Annotated in this window: 15 protein-coding genes and 1 other annotated feature; of the genes, 12 read left to right on the forward strand and 3 right to left on the reverse strand. The window is 43.8% G+C overall.

Features of this window, described 5'->3' with window-relative positions; genetic code table 11:
- Nucleotides 1–2 precede the first annotated feature (2 nt).
- From hemC to ysxE, 6 genes are all read left to right on the forward strand, one after another.
- Nucleotides 3–935, forward strand: coding sequence for a hydroxymethylbilane synthase (gene hemC / locus ACIQ0C_RS00870; RefSeq protein ID WP_377391705.1), 933 nt, complete (start codon nt 3–5; stop codon nt 933–935).
- Entirely contained in the window at nt 935–1732 is a 798-nt protein-coding gene (locus tag ACIQ0C_RS00875) for a uroporphyrinogen-III synthase (protein WP_402835228.1), read from the forward strand. Before hemC ends, ACIQ0C_RS00875 begins: the two co-directional genes overlap by 1 nt.
- Nucleotides 1729–2721, forward strand: a complete 993-nt coding sequence (gene hemB / locus ACIQ0C_RS00880) for a porphobilinogen synthase (protein ID WP_072273336.1) — start codon at nt 1729–1731, stop codon at nt 2719–2721. The genes ACIQ0C_RS00875 and hemB overlap by 4 nt, the downstream gene beginning before the upstream one ends.
- A gap of 38 nt (nt 2722–2759) precedes the next feature.
- Nucleotides 2760–4049, forward strand: a complete 1290-nt coding sequence (gene hemL / locus ACIQ0C_RS00885; RefSeq protein WP_403056036.1) for a glutamate-1-semialdehyde 2,1-aminomutase — start codon at nt 2760–2762, stop codon at nt 4047–4049.
- 443 nt (nt 4050–4492) lie between these two features.
- Nucleotides 4493–5905 (forward strand): stage VI sporulation protein D, encoded by a 1413-nt coding sequence (spoVID, locus tag ACIQ0C_RS00890; protein WP_403056039.1) that lies wholly within the window; start codon nt 4493–4495, stop codon nt 5903–5905.
- Nucleotides 5906–6000: 95 nt separating this feature from the next.
- A complete protein-coding gene (ysxE, locus tag ACIQ0C_RS00895; protein ID WP_403056042.1) occupies nt 6001–7071 on the forward strand; it encodes a spore coat protein YsxE in 1071 nt (356 codons plus the stop codon).
- A gap of 56 nt (nt 7072–7127) precedes the next feature.
- Here ysxE and ACIQ0C_RS00900 read toward each other — a convergent pair whose 3' ends face one another.
- Nucleotides 7128–7319: a hypothetical protein gene (locus ACIQ0C_RS00900; RefSeq protein WP_377391689.1), complete on the reverse strand. Its 192-nt coding sequence runs from the start codon at nt 7317–7319 to the stop codon at nt 7128–7130.
- Nucleotides 7320–7545: 226 nt separating this feature from the next.
- Nucleotides 7546–7774: a binding site (T-box leader), on the forward strand.
- A 43-nt stretch (nt 7775–7817) separates the two neighbouring features.
- Here ACIQ0C_RS00900 and ACIQ0C_RS00905 point away from each other — a divergent pair.
- Complete coding sequence (locus ACIQ0C_RS00905; RefSeq protein ID WP_403056045.1) at nt 7818–10469, forward strand: valine--tRNA ligase; 2652 nt, start codon at nt 7818–7820, stop codon at nt 10467–10469.
- A gap of 52 nt (nt 10470–10521) precedes the next feature.
- On the opposite strand, the gene ACIQ0C_RS00910 is transcribed toward ACIQ0C_RS00905, so the two are convergent.
- Nucleotides 10522–11385: an ATP-grasp domain-containing protein gene (locus tag ACIQ0C_RS00910; protein WP_403056048.1), complete on the reverse strand. Its 864-nt coding sequence runs from the start codon at nt 11383–11385 to the stop codon at nt 10522–10524.
- On the reverse strand, nt 11354–12295 hold the full coding sequence (locus ACIQ0C_RS00915; RefSeq protein ID WP_403056051.1) for an ATP-grasp domain-containing protein: 942 nt from the start codon (nt 12293–12295) through the stop codon (nt 11354–11356). The genes ACIQ0C_RS00910 and ACIQ0C_RS00915 overlap by 32 nt, the downstream gene beginning before the upstream one ends.
- Before the next feature lie 98 nt (nt 12296–12393).
- Here ACIQ0C_RS00915 and ACIQ0C_RS00920 point away from each other — a divergent pair, with 98 nt between their 5' ends.
- The 5 genes from ACIQ0C_RS00920 (at nt 12394) to radC (ending at nt 17560) form a co-directional block, all read left to right on the forward strand.
- A complete protein-coding gene (locus tag ACIQ0C_RS00920; protein WP_403056054.1) occupies nt 12394–13683 on the forward strand; it encodes a bifunctional folylpolyglutamate synthase/dihydrofolate synthase in 1290 nt (429 codons plus the stop codon).
- A 347-nt stretch (nt 13684–14030) separates the two neighbouring features.
- A complete protein-coding gene (locus ACIQ0C_RS00925) occupies nt 14031–14783 on the forward strand; it encodes a prepilin peptidase (protein WP_403056057.1) in 753 nt (250 codons plus the stop codon).
- A 307-nt stretch (nt 14784–15090) separates the two neighbouring features.
- Nucleotides 15091–16065 carry a hypothetical protein gene (locus ACIQ0C_RS00930; protein ID WP_403056060.1) on the forward strand — a complete coding sequence of 325 codons (975 nt, stop codon included), beginning with the start codon at nt 15091–15093 and terminating at the stop codon, nt 16063–16065.
- Nucleotides 16066–16256: 191 nt separating this feature from the next.
- A complete protein-coding gene (locus tag ACIQ0C_RS00935; RefSeq protein ID WP_403056063.1) occupies nt 16257–16826 on the forward strand; it encodes a Maf family protein in 570 nt (189 codons plus the stop codon).
- A gap of 59 nt (nt 16827–16885) precedes the next feature.
- The gene (gene radC, locus ACIQ0C_RS00940; RefSeq protein ID WP_403057079.1) at nt 16886–17560 is read left to right on the forward strand and encodes a RadC family protein; all 675 of its coding nucleotides are present in this window, start codon (nt 16886–16888) and stop codon (nt 17558–17560) included.
- Nucleotides 17561–17688: the final 128 nt, after the last annotated feature.

The raw sequence follows: 17688 nt of genomic DNA on the forward strand, positions 1-17688 counted from the left end.
CTATGAGAAAAATAATTGTCGGTTCTAGACGTAGTAAATTAGCGATCACCCAAACGAACTGGGTTATCGCTCAACTTAAAGAACTTGGGGTCCCATACGAGTTCGAGGTGAAGGAAATTGTCACTAAGGGTGACCAAATCCTTGATGTAACACTTTCCAAGGTAGGCGGAAAGGGCTTATTCGTTAAAGAAATCGAACAAGCGATGTTGGATAAAGAAATTGATATGGCAGTACATAGTATGAAGGATATGCCGGCAGTGCTGCCTCCAGGCTTGACGATAGGCTGCATACCACCGAGGGAGGACCATCGGGATGCCTTGATTTCAAAGAACCATGAAACCCTTTCCGAACTGAAGCCCGGTTCCATCATAGGTACAAGCAGCCTGCGACGTGGCGCGCAAATTTTGGCTAGAAGGCCGGACCTTGAAATTAAATGGATTCGCGGTAATATCGATACCCGTCTGAATAAGCTGAAAACGGAAGATTATGATGCTATCATTTTAGCAGCAGCCGGACTATCAAGAATGGGATGGGAGCAGGACATCGTAACGGAATTTTTAGATGAAGATATTTGCATTCCGGCAGTTGGACAAGGAGCACTTTCCATTGAATGCCGCGAAGACGACAAAGAACTGCTGGCGGAACTTGCGAAATTGACCTGTGAAAAAACCAAAAGAACGGTTGAAGCGGAACGTGCCTTTTTGGATAAAATGGAAGGCGGATGCCAGGTGCCGATTGCCGGATTTGCGGTGGCAAAAGATAATGGATCCGTTTCCTTGACGGCTTTGGTCGCTGCTCCGGATGGAAAGGTGATATATAAAGAAATGGTTGAGGGTGCTGATCCCGAGGCGGTTGGGCATGCTGCTGCCAAACAAATTAGCGAAATGGGCGGTAAAGAATTGATCGATCGCGTAAAAGAAGAGCTTGATCAGTAATGAATCCAGTTCAACCTCTTAAGGATTATCAGGTATTAATCACCAGAGGGAAAGGACAGGCAGATGGTTTAAAAGAATCGATCGAAAAAAATGGCGGAACGCCGCTTCTTGTGCCATTGCTTGAGTTCACTCTTCCTGATCATATGGAAGATGTCCAACAGCGGTTTGAAGAGTTGCTTACATATGACTGGATCATTCTGACCAGTCAAAATGGGGTGGATTTCTTCTTTAAGCTTCTTGGAAACCAGCCTTCGAAGCTTCCGAAAATAGCCGTAATCGGCTCCAAAACAGAAGCGGCCCTGAAACGACATGGATTTAAGGCGGATTTCGTTCCAGCTCAATTTGTTGCCGAAGGGTTCGTGGCGGAGTTCAGTACCCTGCTTGATCCGGGGGCCCGCGTGTTGCTGGCAAAAGGAAATCTCGCAAGGGCGGTTATTGCGGAAGCGATCAAGAAAGCCGGTGCATCCTGTGATGAAGTGATTATTTATCATACAGTGCTTCCTCGAAGCAGTGAAAAAAAACTGGTGCAGCTTATAAGGAACCATGAAATCGACATCATGACCTTTACGAGTTCATCGACGGTCAATCATTTTTTACAGATCATGAAACGCCATGAACTGGATACATACATAGACCGGATCATCATTGCCTGCATCGGGCCGATTGCCGCTAAAACGGCTGAAAAACATGGGCTATCCGTAGATGTCTGTCCAGATGTTTATACGACGGATGCCATGGTTGCGGAGTTAATACGCTTCATCTTGAAAAGAAGTAAAAAGGGAGGAACTTTCAAATGAAAAACATTCCATTCAATCGCCACCGTCGCTTGCGTGCAAGTGCTGGCATGAGGGCTTTAGTCCGTGAAACACAATTGCATAAAGAGGATTTGATTTATCCGATCTTCGTCATCGACGGGGAAAATGTGAAAAATGAAATCAACTCCATGCCAGGTATCTATCAGCTATCCATGGATAATCTGGGGGCCGAAATGGATGAAGTCGTGAGTCTGGGCATTAAATCAGTCATTTTATTCGGTGTCCCTTTTGATCATGATAAAGACGAACAGGGAACAGGGGCATTCCATCACAACGGGCTTGTGCAAGAGGCAACCCGCTTTATTAAAAAACAATATCCTGAAGTTATTGTCATAGCGGATACTTGCCTGTGTGAGTATACAAGTCATGGCCATTGCGGGGTCGTTGAAGGGGAAAAAATCCTCAATGACGCTTCTCTTGACCTTCTTGCCAAAACGGCAATCAGCCAGGCAGAGGCCGGCGCAGATATCATTGCGCCTTCCAATATGATGGACGGTTTCGTTGCGGCCATCCGTGCAGGTCTGGATGAAGCGGGTTATGAAGATATTCCGATCATGTCCTATGCGGTGAAATATGCTTCGGCTTTTTACGGCCCATTCCGTGATGCTGCGAATGGTGCGCCGCAATTTGGAGACAGGAAAACTTACCAGATGGATCCCGCCAATCGCCTTGAAGCGTTTCGTGAAGCTGAATCCGATGTTGCTGAAGGTGCGGACTTCCTAATCGTGAAACCAGCCCTTTCCTACATGGACATCATCAGGGACGTTAAGAATAACTTTAATCTTCCTATTGTTTCCTATAATGTCAGCGGTGAATATTCAATGGTCAAGGCTGCTGCCCAAAATGGCTGGATTGATGAAAAAGCGATAGTGATGGAAATGCTGACAGGCTTGAAACGCGCAGGTTCCGACTTGATCATTACGTATTTTTCAAAAGAGGTAGCACGCTGGATAAACGAAGATAATCAATGATATAAAATATAACCTGTAATTGAAAAGGGGATTGAATCATGCGGTCATATGAAAAATCGAAAAAAGCGTTTGCCGAAGCAAAAAATTTGATGCCAGGCGGCGTGAACAGCCCGGTACGCGCCTTCAAATCTGTGGACATGGATCCCATTTTCATGGAGCGTGGAAAAGGCTCAAAAATGTATGATATCGATGGAAATGAATATATCGACTATGTTCTTTCATGGGGACCGCTCATCCTGGGTCACACGAATGACCGTGTCGTGGAATCATTGAAAAAAGTAGCGGAGTCAGGTACAAGCTTTGGAACCTCTACGCTGATTGAGAATGAACTGGCCAAGCTGGTCATTGAACGGGTGCCTTCGATTGAAATGATCCGGATGGTATCTTCAGGAACCGAAGCGACGATGAGTGCGCTAAGGCTGGCACGAGGCATTACAGGCCGTGATAAAATCCTGAAATTCGAAGGTTCCTATCATGGCCATGGCGATTCATTGCTGATCAAAGCGGGTTCCGGTGTTGCAACATTAGGTTTACCGGATAGCCCTGGAGTACCGGAAGGCATTGCAAAAAATACGATAACCGTAGCATATAATGATCTTGCTGCAACCAAATATGCGTTTGAACAATTTGGCGAAGATATCGCCTGTATCATCGTAGAACCTATTGCAGGGAACATGGGCGTGGTTCCGCCACAACCTGGCTTCCTCGAAGGCTTACGTGAAGTGACGACGCAATACGGGGCTCTATTGATCTTTGACGAAGTTATGACAGGGTTCCGTGTCGGCTATAATTGTGCACAAGGCTATTTTGGAATCGTACCTGACCTGACTTGCCTTGGGAAAGTAATTGGCGGCGGTTTGCCAGTAGGAGCATTCGGAGGCAAGCGCGAATTCATGGAACAAATTGCCCCGAGCGGGACAATCTATCAGGCAGGAACATTGTCAGGTAACCCTCTTGCCATGACGGCCGGCCTTGAAACGCTGAGCCAATTGACTCCAGAATCTTATGATGAGTTCACCCGAAAAGGGGATATGCTCGAAAAAGGAATTGGAGCAGCAGCGGAAAAGTACGGAGTTCCCCATACATTCAACCGTGCCGGTTCCATGATTGGACTTTTCTTTACTAATGAAGAAGTCGTAAACTATGATACAGCAAAAACATCCGATTTAGAGTTCTTTGCTTCCTACTATAGGGAAATGGCGAATCAAGGCATCTACTTGCCGCCGTCACAGTTTGAAGGGTTATTCCTTTCCACTGCACATAGTGATGAAGATATCGAAAAAACCATTGCAGCTGCAGAACAGGCTTTTGCCAAATTAAAAAAATGATTCAAGGCTTCATGAGCTACCGCGAAATTCGATATTGATAAATTTGAACTGGCTACCATTTTTCCAAAAACTTTTGGAGAAAGGTAGCCAGTTTTTTTGAATTCAATCAGTACGTGGAAGAACCGAATCAAACGCGTTGACGGCCGAATCGATTGGTAGAAGAATGAATTAATTAGGGGTAGATCGAAATAATTGGTAGAAAGCAGAATTAATAGGCTGAAGTGGATTTAATAGGGCTGCAGGCCGATTAAATGGCTTCATGTCGAAGCGGGTTGATGCAATCCAGCTTAATTTTAGACTGAAAATTGAATCTCCTTCTTTTAAAAGGTTCAGGGAATGTCTAAGGAGTGTTGCAAACTAAATTAAGGAATAAACAGCTTCCTTCCTTCATAGATTGATATTGGTATAGGTACCGTTTCATGAAGCTGAAAGGAGGAGTTGTCTTGTCGCAAGAAAATGAATCGTATTTACGATTTTCTTTAGAGGAATCCGTTTGGTTCCAGAAGGGACAGGAAGTGGCTGAGCTATATTCGATTTCCCTTGATCCAAATGTGTCGATTCAAGAAAGTGATCAATATGTTTTTATACGAGGCTCGTTGGATTTAAGCGGTGAATACAAAGACTCGCAAAATGGTGAAGAAGAGGAGTTTTCGCAGACCTTTTTGCCAAAAGCGGTTCAAAAGGTCGAGAGGCATCTCAATGGACTTAATGAGTTCACACACCGTTTTCCGGTTGATATAACGATTCCGAATAATCGGATTGCCTCTTTGGATGAGGTCGATGTCTCGATTCAAAGCTTTGATTATGCCATGCCAGAGCATAACTGCTTGAAATTGCAGGCGGACCTTTTGATAACCGGAATCTATAATGATTCATATGTGGAAGAACGGTTCGATACTGAACAGGAAGTTGGGGAAACGGAGGATCAGGAAGAAACGGATGGGGAAAATGAGTCATATATTCCTTATGCAGCTGCAGTGCCGCCAATCCCGGATTTTCAGCCTGTTTTCCGTGATGAGGAGGAAGAAGAGTTATACGCGCCTTTTTCTGCAGAGGCAAAACGGGTTTCTGAAGCAAACGAAGAAGAAGAAGAAGAACCTATTTATTTAAGCGATCAGCATAATGCTCCCGTTTTTGAAATTCCCGTTTCACCATATCCTGAAGAGGAGGAATGGGAAACGGAAGTGCATAGACAGGAAGAAGCTGAAGCTGTAGAGGAAGAAGTAATTGGTGATCCGCCTGACTCCACGGAAAAGGTCCCTTTCATGGGAGAGGCGAAATTGGAGGAAGAACCAAGCAGGCAGGATTCCACGGAGAAGACGGAAATTCCTAGAGTGACATTTATAGAAGAAGAAGTAGTAGAAGAGCCAGGTCAAGCAACCAAACATCAAAGTAGCCCAGTTTCAAATTTAGAAACCGAGGATGTCATCCGGCAGGAAGAAGATGCCGTTACAGCGGGTCCTATCCTTAATGAGAATGTGAAGGTGGAGCAGGAAGAGGAATCCAATTCGTCCATAAGCGATCTATTCAAAAAGAGGGAAAGACCTGCGCCTCAAGCTAAGGAGGGTAAGAATTTCAAAGGCAGGAAACAAGCAGCGGAACGTGATGAAAAAGAAACGGCCGATCATGATGAAAAGCAGCTTTCCATCATGGATTTATTCGGACGGAAACAAGAAGAAGAACTGGTAAGGATGAAGGTTTGCATTGTTCAGCAAGGGGAAACGCTTGATGACTTGGCTCAACGATATGATGTTACGGTTCAATCGATACTTTTCAGCAATGAATTGGAGTCGAATCAGAACGTCCATGAAGGGCAAGTCATTTATATACCGAAGGCGGTTGCGTATAAGAATTGATCAGGACAGAGAGCAGGGCGTATGCTCTGCTCCTGTTTTTTAAATGCTAGAGGAATCGGATTGTTTAGTTTTTTTAGAGAAAGTGAGTGGGTCTCGTGAGGGAAAACGAGAATCAGCAGCCTGCCAATCGGGATCGGGACACGGAGACCGTATTGAAGGAATATGCCATGAATGTACAATATATTGAGGACTTCGGGCGTGTAAAAAAAGTATACAGTGATCGCGGTACATTTGCCTTGAAATCCATGGTACCGCAGAACGGCATTGATTTTATCAAAAATGTTCAAAAACTGTACCATCGCGGCTATAATCGAATCGTCCCCATTTATCAAACGATGGATCAGCGTTACGCCGTTCTTCATAATGGACATTTGTATTATCTGATGCCCTGGCTCAATGATGAAAGGAACGGGGAGCGCGATGAAAAGCATAAGCAAATGTTCAGGGAGCTTGCTCGGATGCATACACTTTCCGTTAAGGAAATACAAGTGGATATTGAGGAACGGGAAGCCCATTATGAGCGGACGCTTGATGCCTGGAATAACGAAAAGGACTTTATGGATGAGTATATTGTCAGCTGTGAAAAGAAGTGGTATATGTCTCCATTCGAACTGACGGTTTGTTCTTTCTACACTGATATTTCACAGGCGCTGAAGTACTCGATTAAGAAGTTTGAAACCTGGTATGAAAAAACGAAGGATAGTGAAAAGGTTCGAACCGTGGTAACGCACGGAAAGGTTTCTTTGAAGCATTTCGTTTATGATGAGCGGGGATATGGCTACTTCATCAATTTTGAGAATTCGAATACGGCTCCGCCGCATTTCGATTTACTGCCATTTCTCGTTAAATCGGCTAGGACCTATCCTGTCCAATGCGATGACTGTGTTGACTGGCTATATAACTATTTTCGTTATTTTCCGTTGAAAGAAGAAGAATTGCTGCTCATGCAAAGTTATCTGGCATTCCCTGGATCAGCTTTGGAATTAGTGAAGGGTTATTCCGATGGCAGGGGCCATCGTTCAGAGCTTGATAATGTTACTCAACTGCAGCGGCAATTTTGGACTTTGAAAAATATTGAATATATGGTGATGAGAATCGAAGAAATCGAACAGCAGAAGAAGGCTGCTGCCGAGGCTGCCAAAGAAGAACAATCACCCCCAAGCTAAATATACATGATTGGATGATCTCCAGTCATGTATATTTTTTTGCTTTAAGGGAAGAATTAAATCCAGTCGAAATACAAAGACATGGCCAGGAAAATAAAGGCGATCAGCAGGAGCATATCGAAGAATGTCGGGAAAATCAGCGTACGTAATCCTTGGAATACGATAAAGGGGACGATGAACTGCTGGCAGACACCGCGGAATTTTTTCACCCAAGGCGGTAAAGTATAGGGAGTATATCTTCGCTTCATATTATTACCTTCCTTTTTAGGACTTCTTATATTCTATGGGTGGGCAGTGAAAAAGGTGAAACAGCCGTCACATTCACTGTTCCTGGTGGATAAAATAAAGAAAATGAACTTGAATGCATCAAATGGGATGATTCCTGAGAAAGTAAGCGAAAAGATGATTGACTGGAACCCCATGTTTTTTGTACTATATACTATATGCATTCAATGTTTTTACATATGAATATAAATCAATGCAAAGACCGGAAATAGTAAGATGAAATGCACTTTTCAGAGAGGAAACCAAATTGGTGCGAGGTTTCCAGGCAGCAGCATCCGAAGTCGTCCGCGAGCAGTCTTCGTGAACCACTTAGTAGCGAAGGCCGGTGAAGAGCCGTTATCCGATTTGAGAGCCGAAAGAGATTTTTTTCTTTTTCGGAAAAAAGGTGGCACCGCGAACAACTTCCTTCGTCCTTTTGTGATGATGGAAGTTTTTTTTATGCCCAAAAAGGAGGAAATGATATGGAAGAGAACCAAATTTCTATGCCGACTAAATATGATCCGCAGACGATAGAGAAAGGCCGCTACAAATGGTGGCTTGATGGAAAGTTTTTCGAAACGACGGGTGACGATAAAAAAGAACCGTATACGATTGTCATCCCGCCGCCTAACGTTACAGGTAAGCTGCATCTTGGCCACGCTTGGGATACGACACTTCAAGATATATTGACACGCATGAAAAGGATGCAAGGCTATGATGTTTTATGGTTGCCAGGCATGGACCATGCCGGTATCGCCACTCAAGCGAAAGTAGAACAGAAACTTCGTGCGGAAGGCGTAAGCCGTTATGACCTTGGTCGTGAAAAATTCGTGGAAGAGACATGGAAATGGAAAGAGGAATATGCAAGCCATATCCGTGAACAATGGTCAAAGCTTGGTCTTGGACTTGATTATACACGTGAACGCTTCACTCTTGATGAAGGGCTTTCAAAAGCAGTGCGTGAAGTGTTCGTTTCGCTTTATAACAAAGGCTTGATTTATCGCGGCGAATACATCATCAACTGGGATCCATCAACGAAAACGGCGTTATCCGATATCGAGGTCATTTACAAAGATGTGCAGGGCGCATTTTACCATATGAAATATCCGTTGGTTGACGGATCGGGTGAAATTGAAATTGCCACCACCCGTCCAGAAACGATGCTTGGCGATACTGCTGTTGCCGTACACCCTGAAGATGACCGTTATAAACACTTGATCGGCAAAAAGGTCCGCTTGCCAATTACAGGCAGGGAAATCCCGATTGTCGGTGATGATTATGTCGATATGGAATTCGGTTCAGGCGCGGTCAAAATTACTCCGGCTCATGACCCGAATGACTTCGAAATCGGGAACCGTCATGATTTGGAGCGCATCCTTGTCATGCATGAAGATGGCTCGATGAATGAAAAGGCCGGTAAATATGAAGGCATGGACCGTTTTGAATGCCGTAAACAAATCGTCAAGGACCTTCAGGAAGAAGGAGTACTCTTCAAAATCGAAGATCACCTTCATTCAGTAGGCCATTCAGAAAGAAGCGGTGCAGTTGTTGAACCATATCTTTCGACTCAATGGTTCGTTAAGATGCAGCCGCTGGCTGATGCATCCGTTGAGCTTCAAAAAGGAACCGATGAGGAAAAAGTTCATTTCGTACCGGACCGTTTCGAAAAAACGTACCTGCATTGGATGGAAAATATCCGCGACTGGTGCATTTCCCGTCAGCTTTGGTGGGGTCACCGCATTCCAGCCTGGTACCATAAAGAAACAGGTGAAGTGTATGTAGGTCATGAAGAGCCTGCGGACGCTGAAAACTGGGAACAAGATACAGATGTCCTTGATACATGGTTCAGCTCGGCATTATGGCCGTTCTCGACTATGGGCTGGCCTGACAAGGACAGTGTCGATTTCCAACGTTACTATCCAACCGGGGCACTTGTGACAGGCTATGATATCATTTTCTTCTGGGTATCGCGGATGATTTTCCAAGCTCTTGAGTTCACAGGTGAACGACCATTTGAAGATGTGCTGATCCACGGTCTGGTTCGAGACGAACAGGGGCGCAAGATGAGTAAATCGCTTGGCAATGGCGTCGATCCGATGGATGTCATCGATCAATACGGTGCCGATTCCCTGCGTTACTTCTTATCTACGGGCAGTTCGCCAGGCCAGGACCTTCGTTATAGTACGGAAAAAGTCGAAGCAGTTTGGAATTTCTCCAATAAGATTTGGAACGCATCCCGTTTTGCTTTGATGAACATGAATGGCATGACTTATGACGAAATCGATTTAAGCGGTGAGAAGTCTGTAGCCGATAAATGGATCTTGACGCGTCTGAATGAAACGATTTCCAACGTAACCAGACTTGCGGACCGTTATGAGTTTGGTGAAGTGGGCCGTGTGCTTTACAACTTCATTTGGGATGACTTCTGTGACTGGTATATTGAAATGGCGAAGCTTCCGCTATATGGAGAAGACGAAGCGGCTAAGAAAACGACGCGCTCGATCTTGGCTTATGTACTGGATAACACAATGAGATTGTTACACCCGTTCATGCCATTCATTACCGAAGAAATCTGGCAGAACCTACCGCATCAAGGTGAGTCCATCACTGTTGCCGCTTGGCCGGAAGTGAATGAAGAGTTGACAGATACAGCGGCAGCCGAGGAAATGAAGCTGCTTGTTGAAATCATCCGCTCCGTCCGTAATATCCGTGCTGAGGTGAATACACCGCTAAGCAAAAAAATCAATTTGATTTTAAAAGCGAAAGATGAGGCAATCTTAGCGACATTACAGAAAAACAGCAGCTATATCGAGCGTTTCTGTAATCCTGAACAATTGACGATCGGAATCGAAGTCGAAGAACCTGCTCAAGCCATGACCGCTGTCGTAACTGGCGTAGAACTAATCCTTCCGCTTACAGGACTGATCAATATTGACGAAGAAGTGAAACGTCTTGAAAAAGAACTCGACAAACTTAATAAAGAAGTTGAGCGTGTACAGAAAAAATTAGGCAACGAGGGCTTCGTTAAAAAGGCGCCGGCAAGCGTCATCGAAGAAGAACGTGCCAAGGAAAAAGACTATAGCGAAAAACGCGACTCTGTAATCCACAGGATCAATGAACTGAAACAACTGTAAAATAAAAGGATGAACCAGCTTGAAGCCGGTTCATCCTTTTTCTGTTTAAACGCTATTCAAGAAAAATATTCCGTTTGGAGGATATTCTTTCTTTTATGAATGTAAGGTACTCCCATACGATATTCATATCACTTAGTGCACTTAATGTACGGCTCCCGACGACATCCTCTATTTCGTTCAGCATGAGGCTGCCATCTTCGGCAAATATGAAATCGATGCCGACCAGGCCAAAATCAAACGACATCATTACTCTTTCAACAAGGGCTAATTCAGATGCAGTCAGCTCATATAGAGAAGCAGATCCGCCCAGCGTATAATTTGCCTTGAAACTGGAAGCGGATTCCCTGAGTACAGCAGCCTTCACTTTATTACCAACCACAAAAACGCGGATATCCCTACCGAATAAGCCAGGTTTTTGGACTATCCAATTTCCATCATTCAGTTCGGCTAGATCATCGGCATGCTCGATTAGATATACTTGTTTCCCGCCGCGGCCGCGTGTTTCTTTAGCAATGAAAGGGAGCTCCATGTCATCGGCACTCGGCCTTCCGATACAATATACGGTATCGGCCATTGGTATCCCCAGCGAGGACAAATATTGATGCGTCTTTGCTTTGTCATTCGCGATTTCCGATACGAAGGAGGAGTTAAAGCAAGCAATCCCCAGTTGCTCAAGTTGCTTTGTAAAAAAAGGATCGATGGTCCGGACGATAGCAAAGTCTGGCAATGAAATTGGCCGTGTCTCATGTTCTACATACAACTTGCTGAAACGATGACCGATCCTAAGGTCTTCCCGAAAGTGAAAGTGTAAATCAAGATCAAGCTTACTGGCTTCGTTAAGCATCCAATCTATGTATCCTTTATTTTTCAAGGCATCCTCACGGTTATAAATCAACCAGCCTGCTTGTCTTTTCATCAGATGCACTTCCTTTTCCTAATTCTTTCAAGATATAATCGAACATGCTATCAGCGATGTTGATGCCTGTACATTCATAAATGTTCAGTAAATGCGAATTGGAATTCACTTCGCACAAAAGCGGACCTTCTTCACCGAACAACAAATCGACGCCAGCGAAGTCGGCACCCAGAATTTGCGCACATCGAATGGCAAGTTGTGCTTCTTCACTGGTGGGTATATATGGTGCAGCCTGCCCCCCGGCAGTCATATTAGCTCGGAAGTCCTGCTCGGAATGACGTTGCATCGCTGCTATGACTTGATTGCCCACGACATTCACGCGAATATCCCGACCTTTACTGTGCTCGATGAATTCCTGGAGTATAAATGGTTTGTGGCCAAGATTACGAACCGTCTTTAGTAACTCATCCTTTGTATGGATTAAATATACTTGTTCCCCAAAAGAACCGTATGCTTCCTTTACGATAAGAGGATATCCAAGTTCATTGCCGATTTGGATAAAAGCTTCCATATTGACCCTTTCAATCCCTTCGTACGTAAAAGGGGGAAATAAGGTCTTCGGCATCGGTATGCCATGCCCTGTTAATGCTTGATGTGTTTTTGCTTTGCTGTCGCAAATATCGATTGCTGTACTGCTGTTATATACGGGGATGCCGAGCAATTCCAAATGGCGTGCCAAATGAATGTCTTTATCCATGAACAGCACAAAATCTGGCAGCTTATCAAAGGTTCCTTTAAGCAGTGGCACTCCTTTTTCGATTATGGGAATGAGATCTGAATTGCGGATAAGGGTTGCCATGATATCTTTCCTTTCAGCCGCCTCTTTAATGAACAAAGCTAAACTGGAAAACTTATCATGCTGTAAATAGCCGTTGACGACAATCCAACAGTGAAAATCTGAAGGTTTCATGGTAAAACACTACCTTTCATCTAGGTTAATCGTTCATATATTGATAAAATAATCTTAACGCATAAGAGCGGTATAAAGAAAGAGGAGGCTCCACGATAATGGTTACAACCATGAAAGAAATCAATCATTTTTTTGAACGGCGCCAAGTTCAATTGGGCATGAATTTTGGCCTGTCACGGATGGAAACATTGTTAACTGAATTAGGTGACCCGCACAAGGCGCTAAAGTATATTCATATTGCAGGGTCCAATGGGAAAGGATCGACACTGCAATATATTAAAGAAATCCTGCTTGCCCAAGGGATTCGGTTCGCTTCCTTCACTTCTCCTTATTTAATACGGATGAATGAACAGCTGAAGATAAATGAGGATGAAATCAGTGATCAGGATTTTATCGCTGTCTTCCAGAAGCTTTGGCCGATCATCCATGAGATGGACAGTAAGGGGAATGGTCCCACTCAGTTCGAAATTTTGACTGCAATGGCATTCTCTTATTTTAGCAAAAAGGAAGTCGATTTGGTTTTGATGGAAGCGGGTTTGGGAGGCAGGCTTGATACAACGAATGTAATCCAGCCGTTTCTTTCGATCATTACCTCGATTTCTTTGGAACATACGAACATCCTGGGTAACACACTTGGGGAAATTGCTTTTGAGAAGGCGGGCATCATTAAAAGCGGGGCGCCGGTCATCAGCGGAGTCACAGCCGGGGAACCAGCAAAAGTAATTGAAGAAAAAGCGTCATCTTTAGGCGTACCTTATTACCAACTAGGTAAAGACTTTCATGTTGGCAATTTGAAGCAAAGTGAACGGGGGCAAAGTTTCTCATTTTCGCTTGCCGACAGGACCATCGAAAATGTGGAAATGCGGATGCTAGGCCGTCATCAAATGGAGAATGCGGCACTGGCTATTGCAGCTGTCACAGTAGGAATGGAAAATATCGATGAAAAAAGCATCCTTAAAGGAATAGGGGAAGCGAAATGGGATGGACGCTTTGAAAAAATATCGGATGAGCCATTGGTGATCATTGATGGTGCACATAATCCTGCCGGCATCGACGTACTGAAGGAAACGCTAAAAGTGCATTACCCCGACTATAAGTACCGATTCGTATTCAGCTCATTTAAAGATAAAAACTATTCCGAGATGCTTCATGGACTGGAAACGGGGGCGATGGAAATCATCATTACCGAATTCGACCATGAACGGGCGGCGGATGCGAGAACGCTTTATGAAAAATGCAGTCATCCAAATAAAAGCATAAACAAGGATTGGCAGGCGGCAATAACGGAAGGTAGAAGGAAAACAGGGGATAAAGAGATTCTTGTTATTACGGGGTCCCTTCATTTCCTTTCACTTGTAAGGGAGTTCCTAATCAGAGAAGATGCCTAATGGGATCCGGTGGACCAATTGTAATTCCTTACTACGCAGAGAGAACTAGTGGATGATCAACTTAATGAGTAGCCTGAGGGGACCTTTTTTCAAGGTCCTCTTGTTATCAGAGTCTCTTGAAAAGAAAAAACTTCAATAGAATGATTGATAACAAATCACCAAGTATATTTGTTAAAATATGTTTATATATTGAATTCAATATGATTGATGAATAGTAGGATCTACTTAATAAAATGACGGGAGGAAGGAATGATCATGAAGAACCCAATTGTTAATTACATGGCTGAAGGGACTTTTATATCAGGGTTTCAAAGAAAGGCAATCGAATCCTCATGCACTTTGAATAAATGATGGCTATCTATATCTATCTCTTCGTATTGGGCTTAATTTTAGGCTCATTCTTTAATGTTGTCGGTTTAAGTGTTCCAGCTGGTCATTCATTTGCAAATCGGCGCTCCTCCTGCCCCTCTTGCGGGCGTACATTGACATTCTTCGAGTTGATACCGGTTATTTCTTATATGTTGCAAGTCGGTAAATGCCGGGGCTGTAAAGCAAGGATTTCCCCCCTTTATCCGACAGTGGAAATGCTGACCGGTGTTTTGTTTGCCTCTGCTCCAATATTCCTTGGCTGGTCGAGCGAACTCATGGTTGGCTGGACATTGATTTCATTATTTATGATCATTTTCGTCACTGATGTCGCCTATATGCTCATACCCGATAAAATACTGCTTTTCTTTATGGTGATTTTTATCGTTTTAAGAGTCTCATTTCCACTGACGCCCTGGTGGGATACAATTGTCGGGGCAGCTGTTGGCTTTAGCCTGCTGTTATCAATCGCTGTCGTGAGTAAGGGGGGCATGGGTGGCGGTGATATCAAGCTGTTTGCAGTGATTGGCTTCGTATTGGGAATGAAGATGGTGCTGCTATCGTTGCTTTTTGCGTGCTTTTATGGGGCGTTGCTTGGCATCATCGGGTTGCAGACCGGAATCCTAAAAAAGAAAACCCTTATTCCTTTCGGACCGTATATCGTTTTTGGGACATTGACTGCTTATTTTTGGGGCGATTCCCTTTTATATTGGTATGTAACATTTTTAAGATGAGCTTAAAGGGCCATCCTGATCCAAGAGGAATTTGTCAAAAATCACCTGAACAATAGCGCAGTAGGGAACTATCCCCATTTGGCTTCAAGAGTATATGAAATGATGGAGGGATATATGTAATTGGTGAGAGGTGAAATTGAATGGTTCATGAAGCGAAAGTACCAGTACCTGGAATTCCTTTTTTGTTACCCATATATGAATAGGGAAATTTGACGAAACCTATTAATGACAAGACGACAAAAGTCTTGTTATTTTTTTTTACCTCTATGTTAGGATGAAAAAAATGATCTGGAGGGGAGGAAAAAAATTGGGCAAGCCGGGACAAAGCAAGGGTGTAACGATTAAAATAAATGGGGAAGAAAAAGTATTTGCCGATAAAAAGATTGAAAGTCAAGAGGCGGCGAGCGAGGAGCAGGAACAGGAACACACAGATGAGAGTTTCGAATGGATACTCCCTGAGGATTCAAATGAAAACAAGATCGTATTGGTTCCCTCACCGCCAAAGAAGAAAATGCCGAAGCTCATCGGTTTTGGTACCGGTTCACTGAAAAGCTCGGATAAAAGACCAATCAAGACATTCATGATCGCTGTCATTTGTGCTGTTTTTTTTGGGTCGATTCTTGGCTTGATCGCCGTTAAAACGATTACAAAGGAAAAAGCCGAAGTATCTTCGGTCGAGACCCCGATTCCAACCGAAGCCACTGTTGAAGATAAAAAACCGGCAGTGACTGAACCGGTAAATCAGCTGAAGACATTCCTTGTACAGGGAGGAGTATTCAGCAGCGAGGATGCGGCAAGGCAAATACAAAAGAAAATCATTGAAAAGCAGGTTCCTGCTGAAATTTTCAAAATGGAAGACAGCTATTATCTATTCTTGGGATCGGCAGAGAGTCTAGCTGCAAGTAAAGAGCTGGCCTTGTTCTTAAAGTCATATGATGTAGATGTATATTGGAAGGAAATCAATTTTGAAGCGGCAGGGACAAGCCAAGAAGATGAGAAAACCCTCGACAAGATGAAGACCGTATATGCTTCGTTGGCAGAAACATCCGCAACAAAGCTTCGTGGAAAGGCAGGGACGGTAAACGAAGAAGCCCTGAAAAAAAACATGGATGAACTGAAGGCGGGGAAATTATCGCCGGGGTTTTCAAAGTTGAACGATGACCTGACTGCTGCGGCAAAGTCGATTGATGAATATGAGACTTCCAAAAATGAAGAAAAGCTATTCCAGGCACAAGAAAGTCTTCTGAGTTTTTTATTGAATTACCAAAACATATCGAGTTAAGTAAAGAAAAAAGGGGGGCTGCCTAATGGGACAAGCTCCCCAATATGAAACCATCTGTGACACCTTTTTTATTTTCCGGGAAATACTTACAGGCATTTGTCGATTCCTAGTAAACAATAATTGTGGATTGCACCATTATTTGATAGGATAGATATGTATCTCCCTATGTAAAGAAAGGTGACTTTTATATTATGCAGCCATTGATTTTAGCTTCTTCATCACCACGTCGTAAAGAACTTCTGCAATTTCTTCAAATCCCCTTTGAAAGCATGAATTCCAATATTGATGAAAGTATTGATGAAAACATGTGTCCTGATGCAGCGGTGAAAGAACTGGCATCCCGTAAAGCGGAAGCCATCGCAGCAAAGTTTCAGGAAAGCTGGGTAATCGGCTCGGATACCGTTGTAGTCCTAGATGGTGAGATTTTGGGTAAGCCGGCAAGCCGGGCGGATGGAAAAAGAATGCTGGAAATGTTATCAGGACGGACACATGAAGTATACACAGGTGTCGCCATCCTATTCGGCAAGCATCGCAGAGTATTCGCAGAAAAAACGGAAGTGACATTTTGGGAGCTGCCAGAAGCTGAAATCGAACGTTATCTGGATAGCGGGGAACCTTTTGACAAAGCTGGCGGCTATGGGATTCAAGGATACGGATCTCTTCTTGTCGAACAAATCAAAGGGGACTATTTCTCAGTCGTCGGGCTTCCGGTCTCAAGACTGGCCCGGGAACTTAAAGCGATGCAGGAAGAGTTAGGATAACCTGATTTCCTCTGGCATCTTCCCTTTTTTAAGGAAGGGTTGATCTATTGAGCGAAAAAATGTTAATACGGGATTACCCGAAAGAAGAGAGGCCGCGCGAAAGGTTTCTGCAGGACGGGCCGAGAAGCCTCTCCAATCAGGAATTGCTTGCTTTGCTTTTGAGGACGGGTTCAAGGGAAGAATCTGTCCTGCAACTATCCTGCAGGCTCATCAATTCCTTCAAGGGCCTGCGCCTGCTAAAAGAAGCGTCTGTGGAAGAACTGATCGTGATTAAAGGGATTGGTGAAGCAAAAGCGATACAAATCCTGGCCTCTGTCGAACTTGGCAGGAGAATTAACAATCTGAATGATCAAGACCGTTATGTGATTCGTTCCCCTGAAGATGGAGCTAATTATTGCATGGAGGAAATGCGGTTTCTATCACAGGAACATTTCGTCTGTCTCTATTTAAATACGAAAAATCAAGTGCTTCAAAAAACTACGGTATTCATCGGCAGCCTCAATGCCTCGATCGTGCATCCACGCGAGGTCTTTAAAGAGGCTTTCAAAAGGTCAGCTGCCTCTATCATTTGTCTTCATAACCACCCCTCCGGAGACCCCTCTCCCAGCAGAGAAGATATTGAAGTGACGAAAAGGTTAGTCGAATGTGGTAAAATAATCGGGATTGAAATATTGGACCATATCATCATCGGGGAGCATAAATATGTTAGCTTGAAGGAAAAAGGTTATTTATGACACTATCAAAATTTTTGACGATACGATATAATATTGTTTATGATTTTTAAAAGAGGAAACTTTTTCAAAACTCTTATTGTCAAAAAACGACAAATTATTATTTGAACTTATAAAAAGGCATTTTTGTT

The organism is Peribacillus sp. NPDC096448 (assembly GCF_044762675.1).
GTDB classification, from domain to species: Bacteria; Bacillota; Bacilli; order Bacillales; family DSM-1321; genus Peribacillus; species Peribacillus frigoritolerans_B.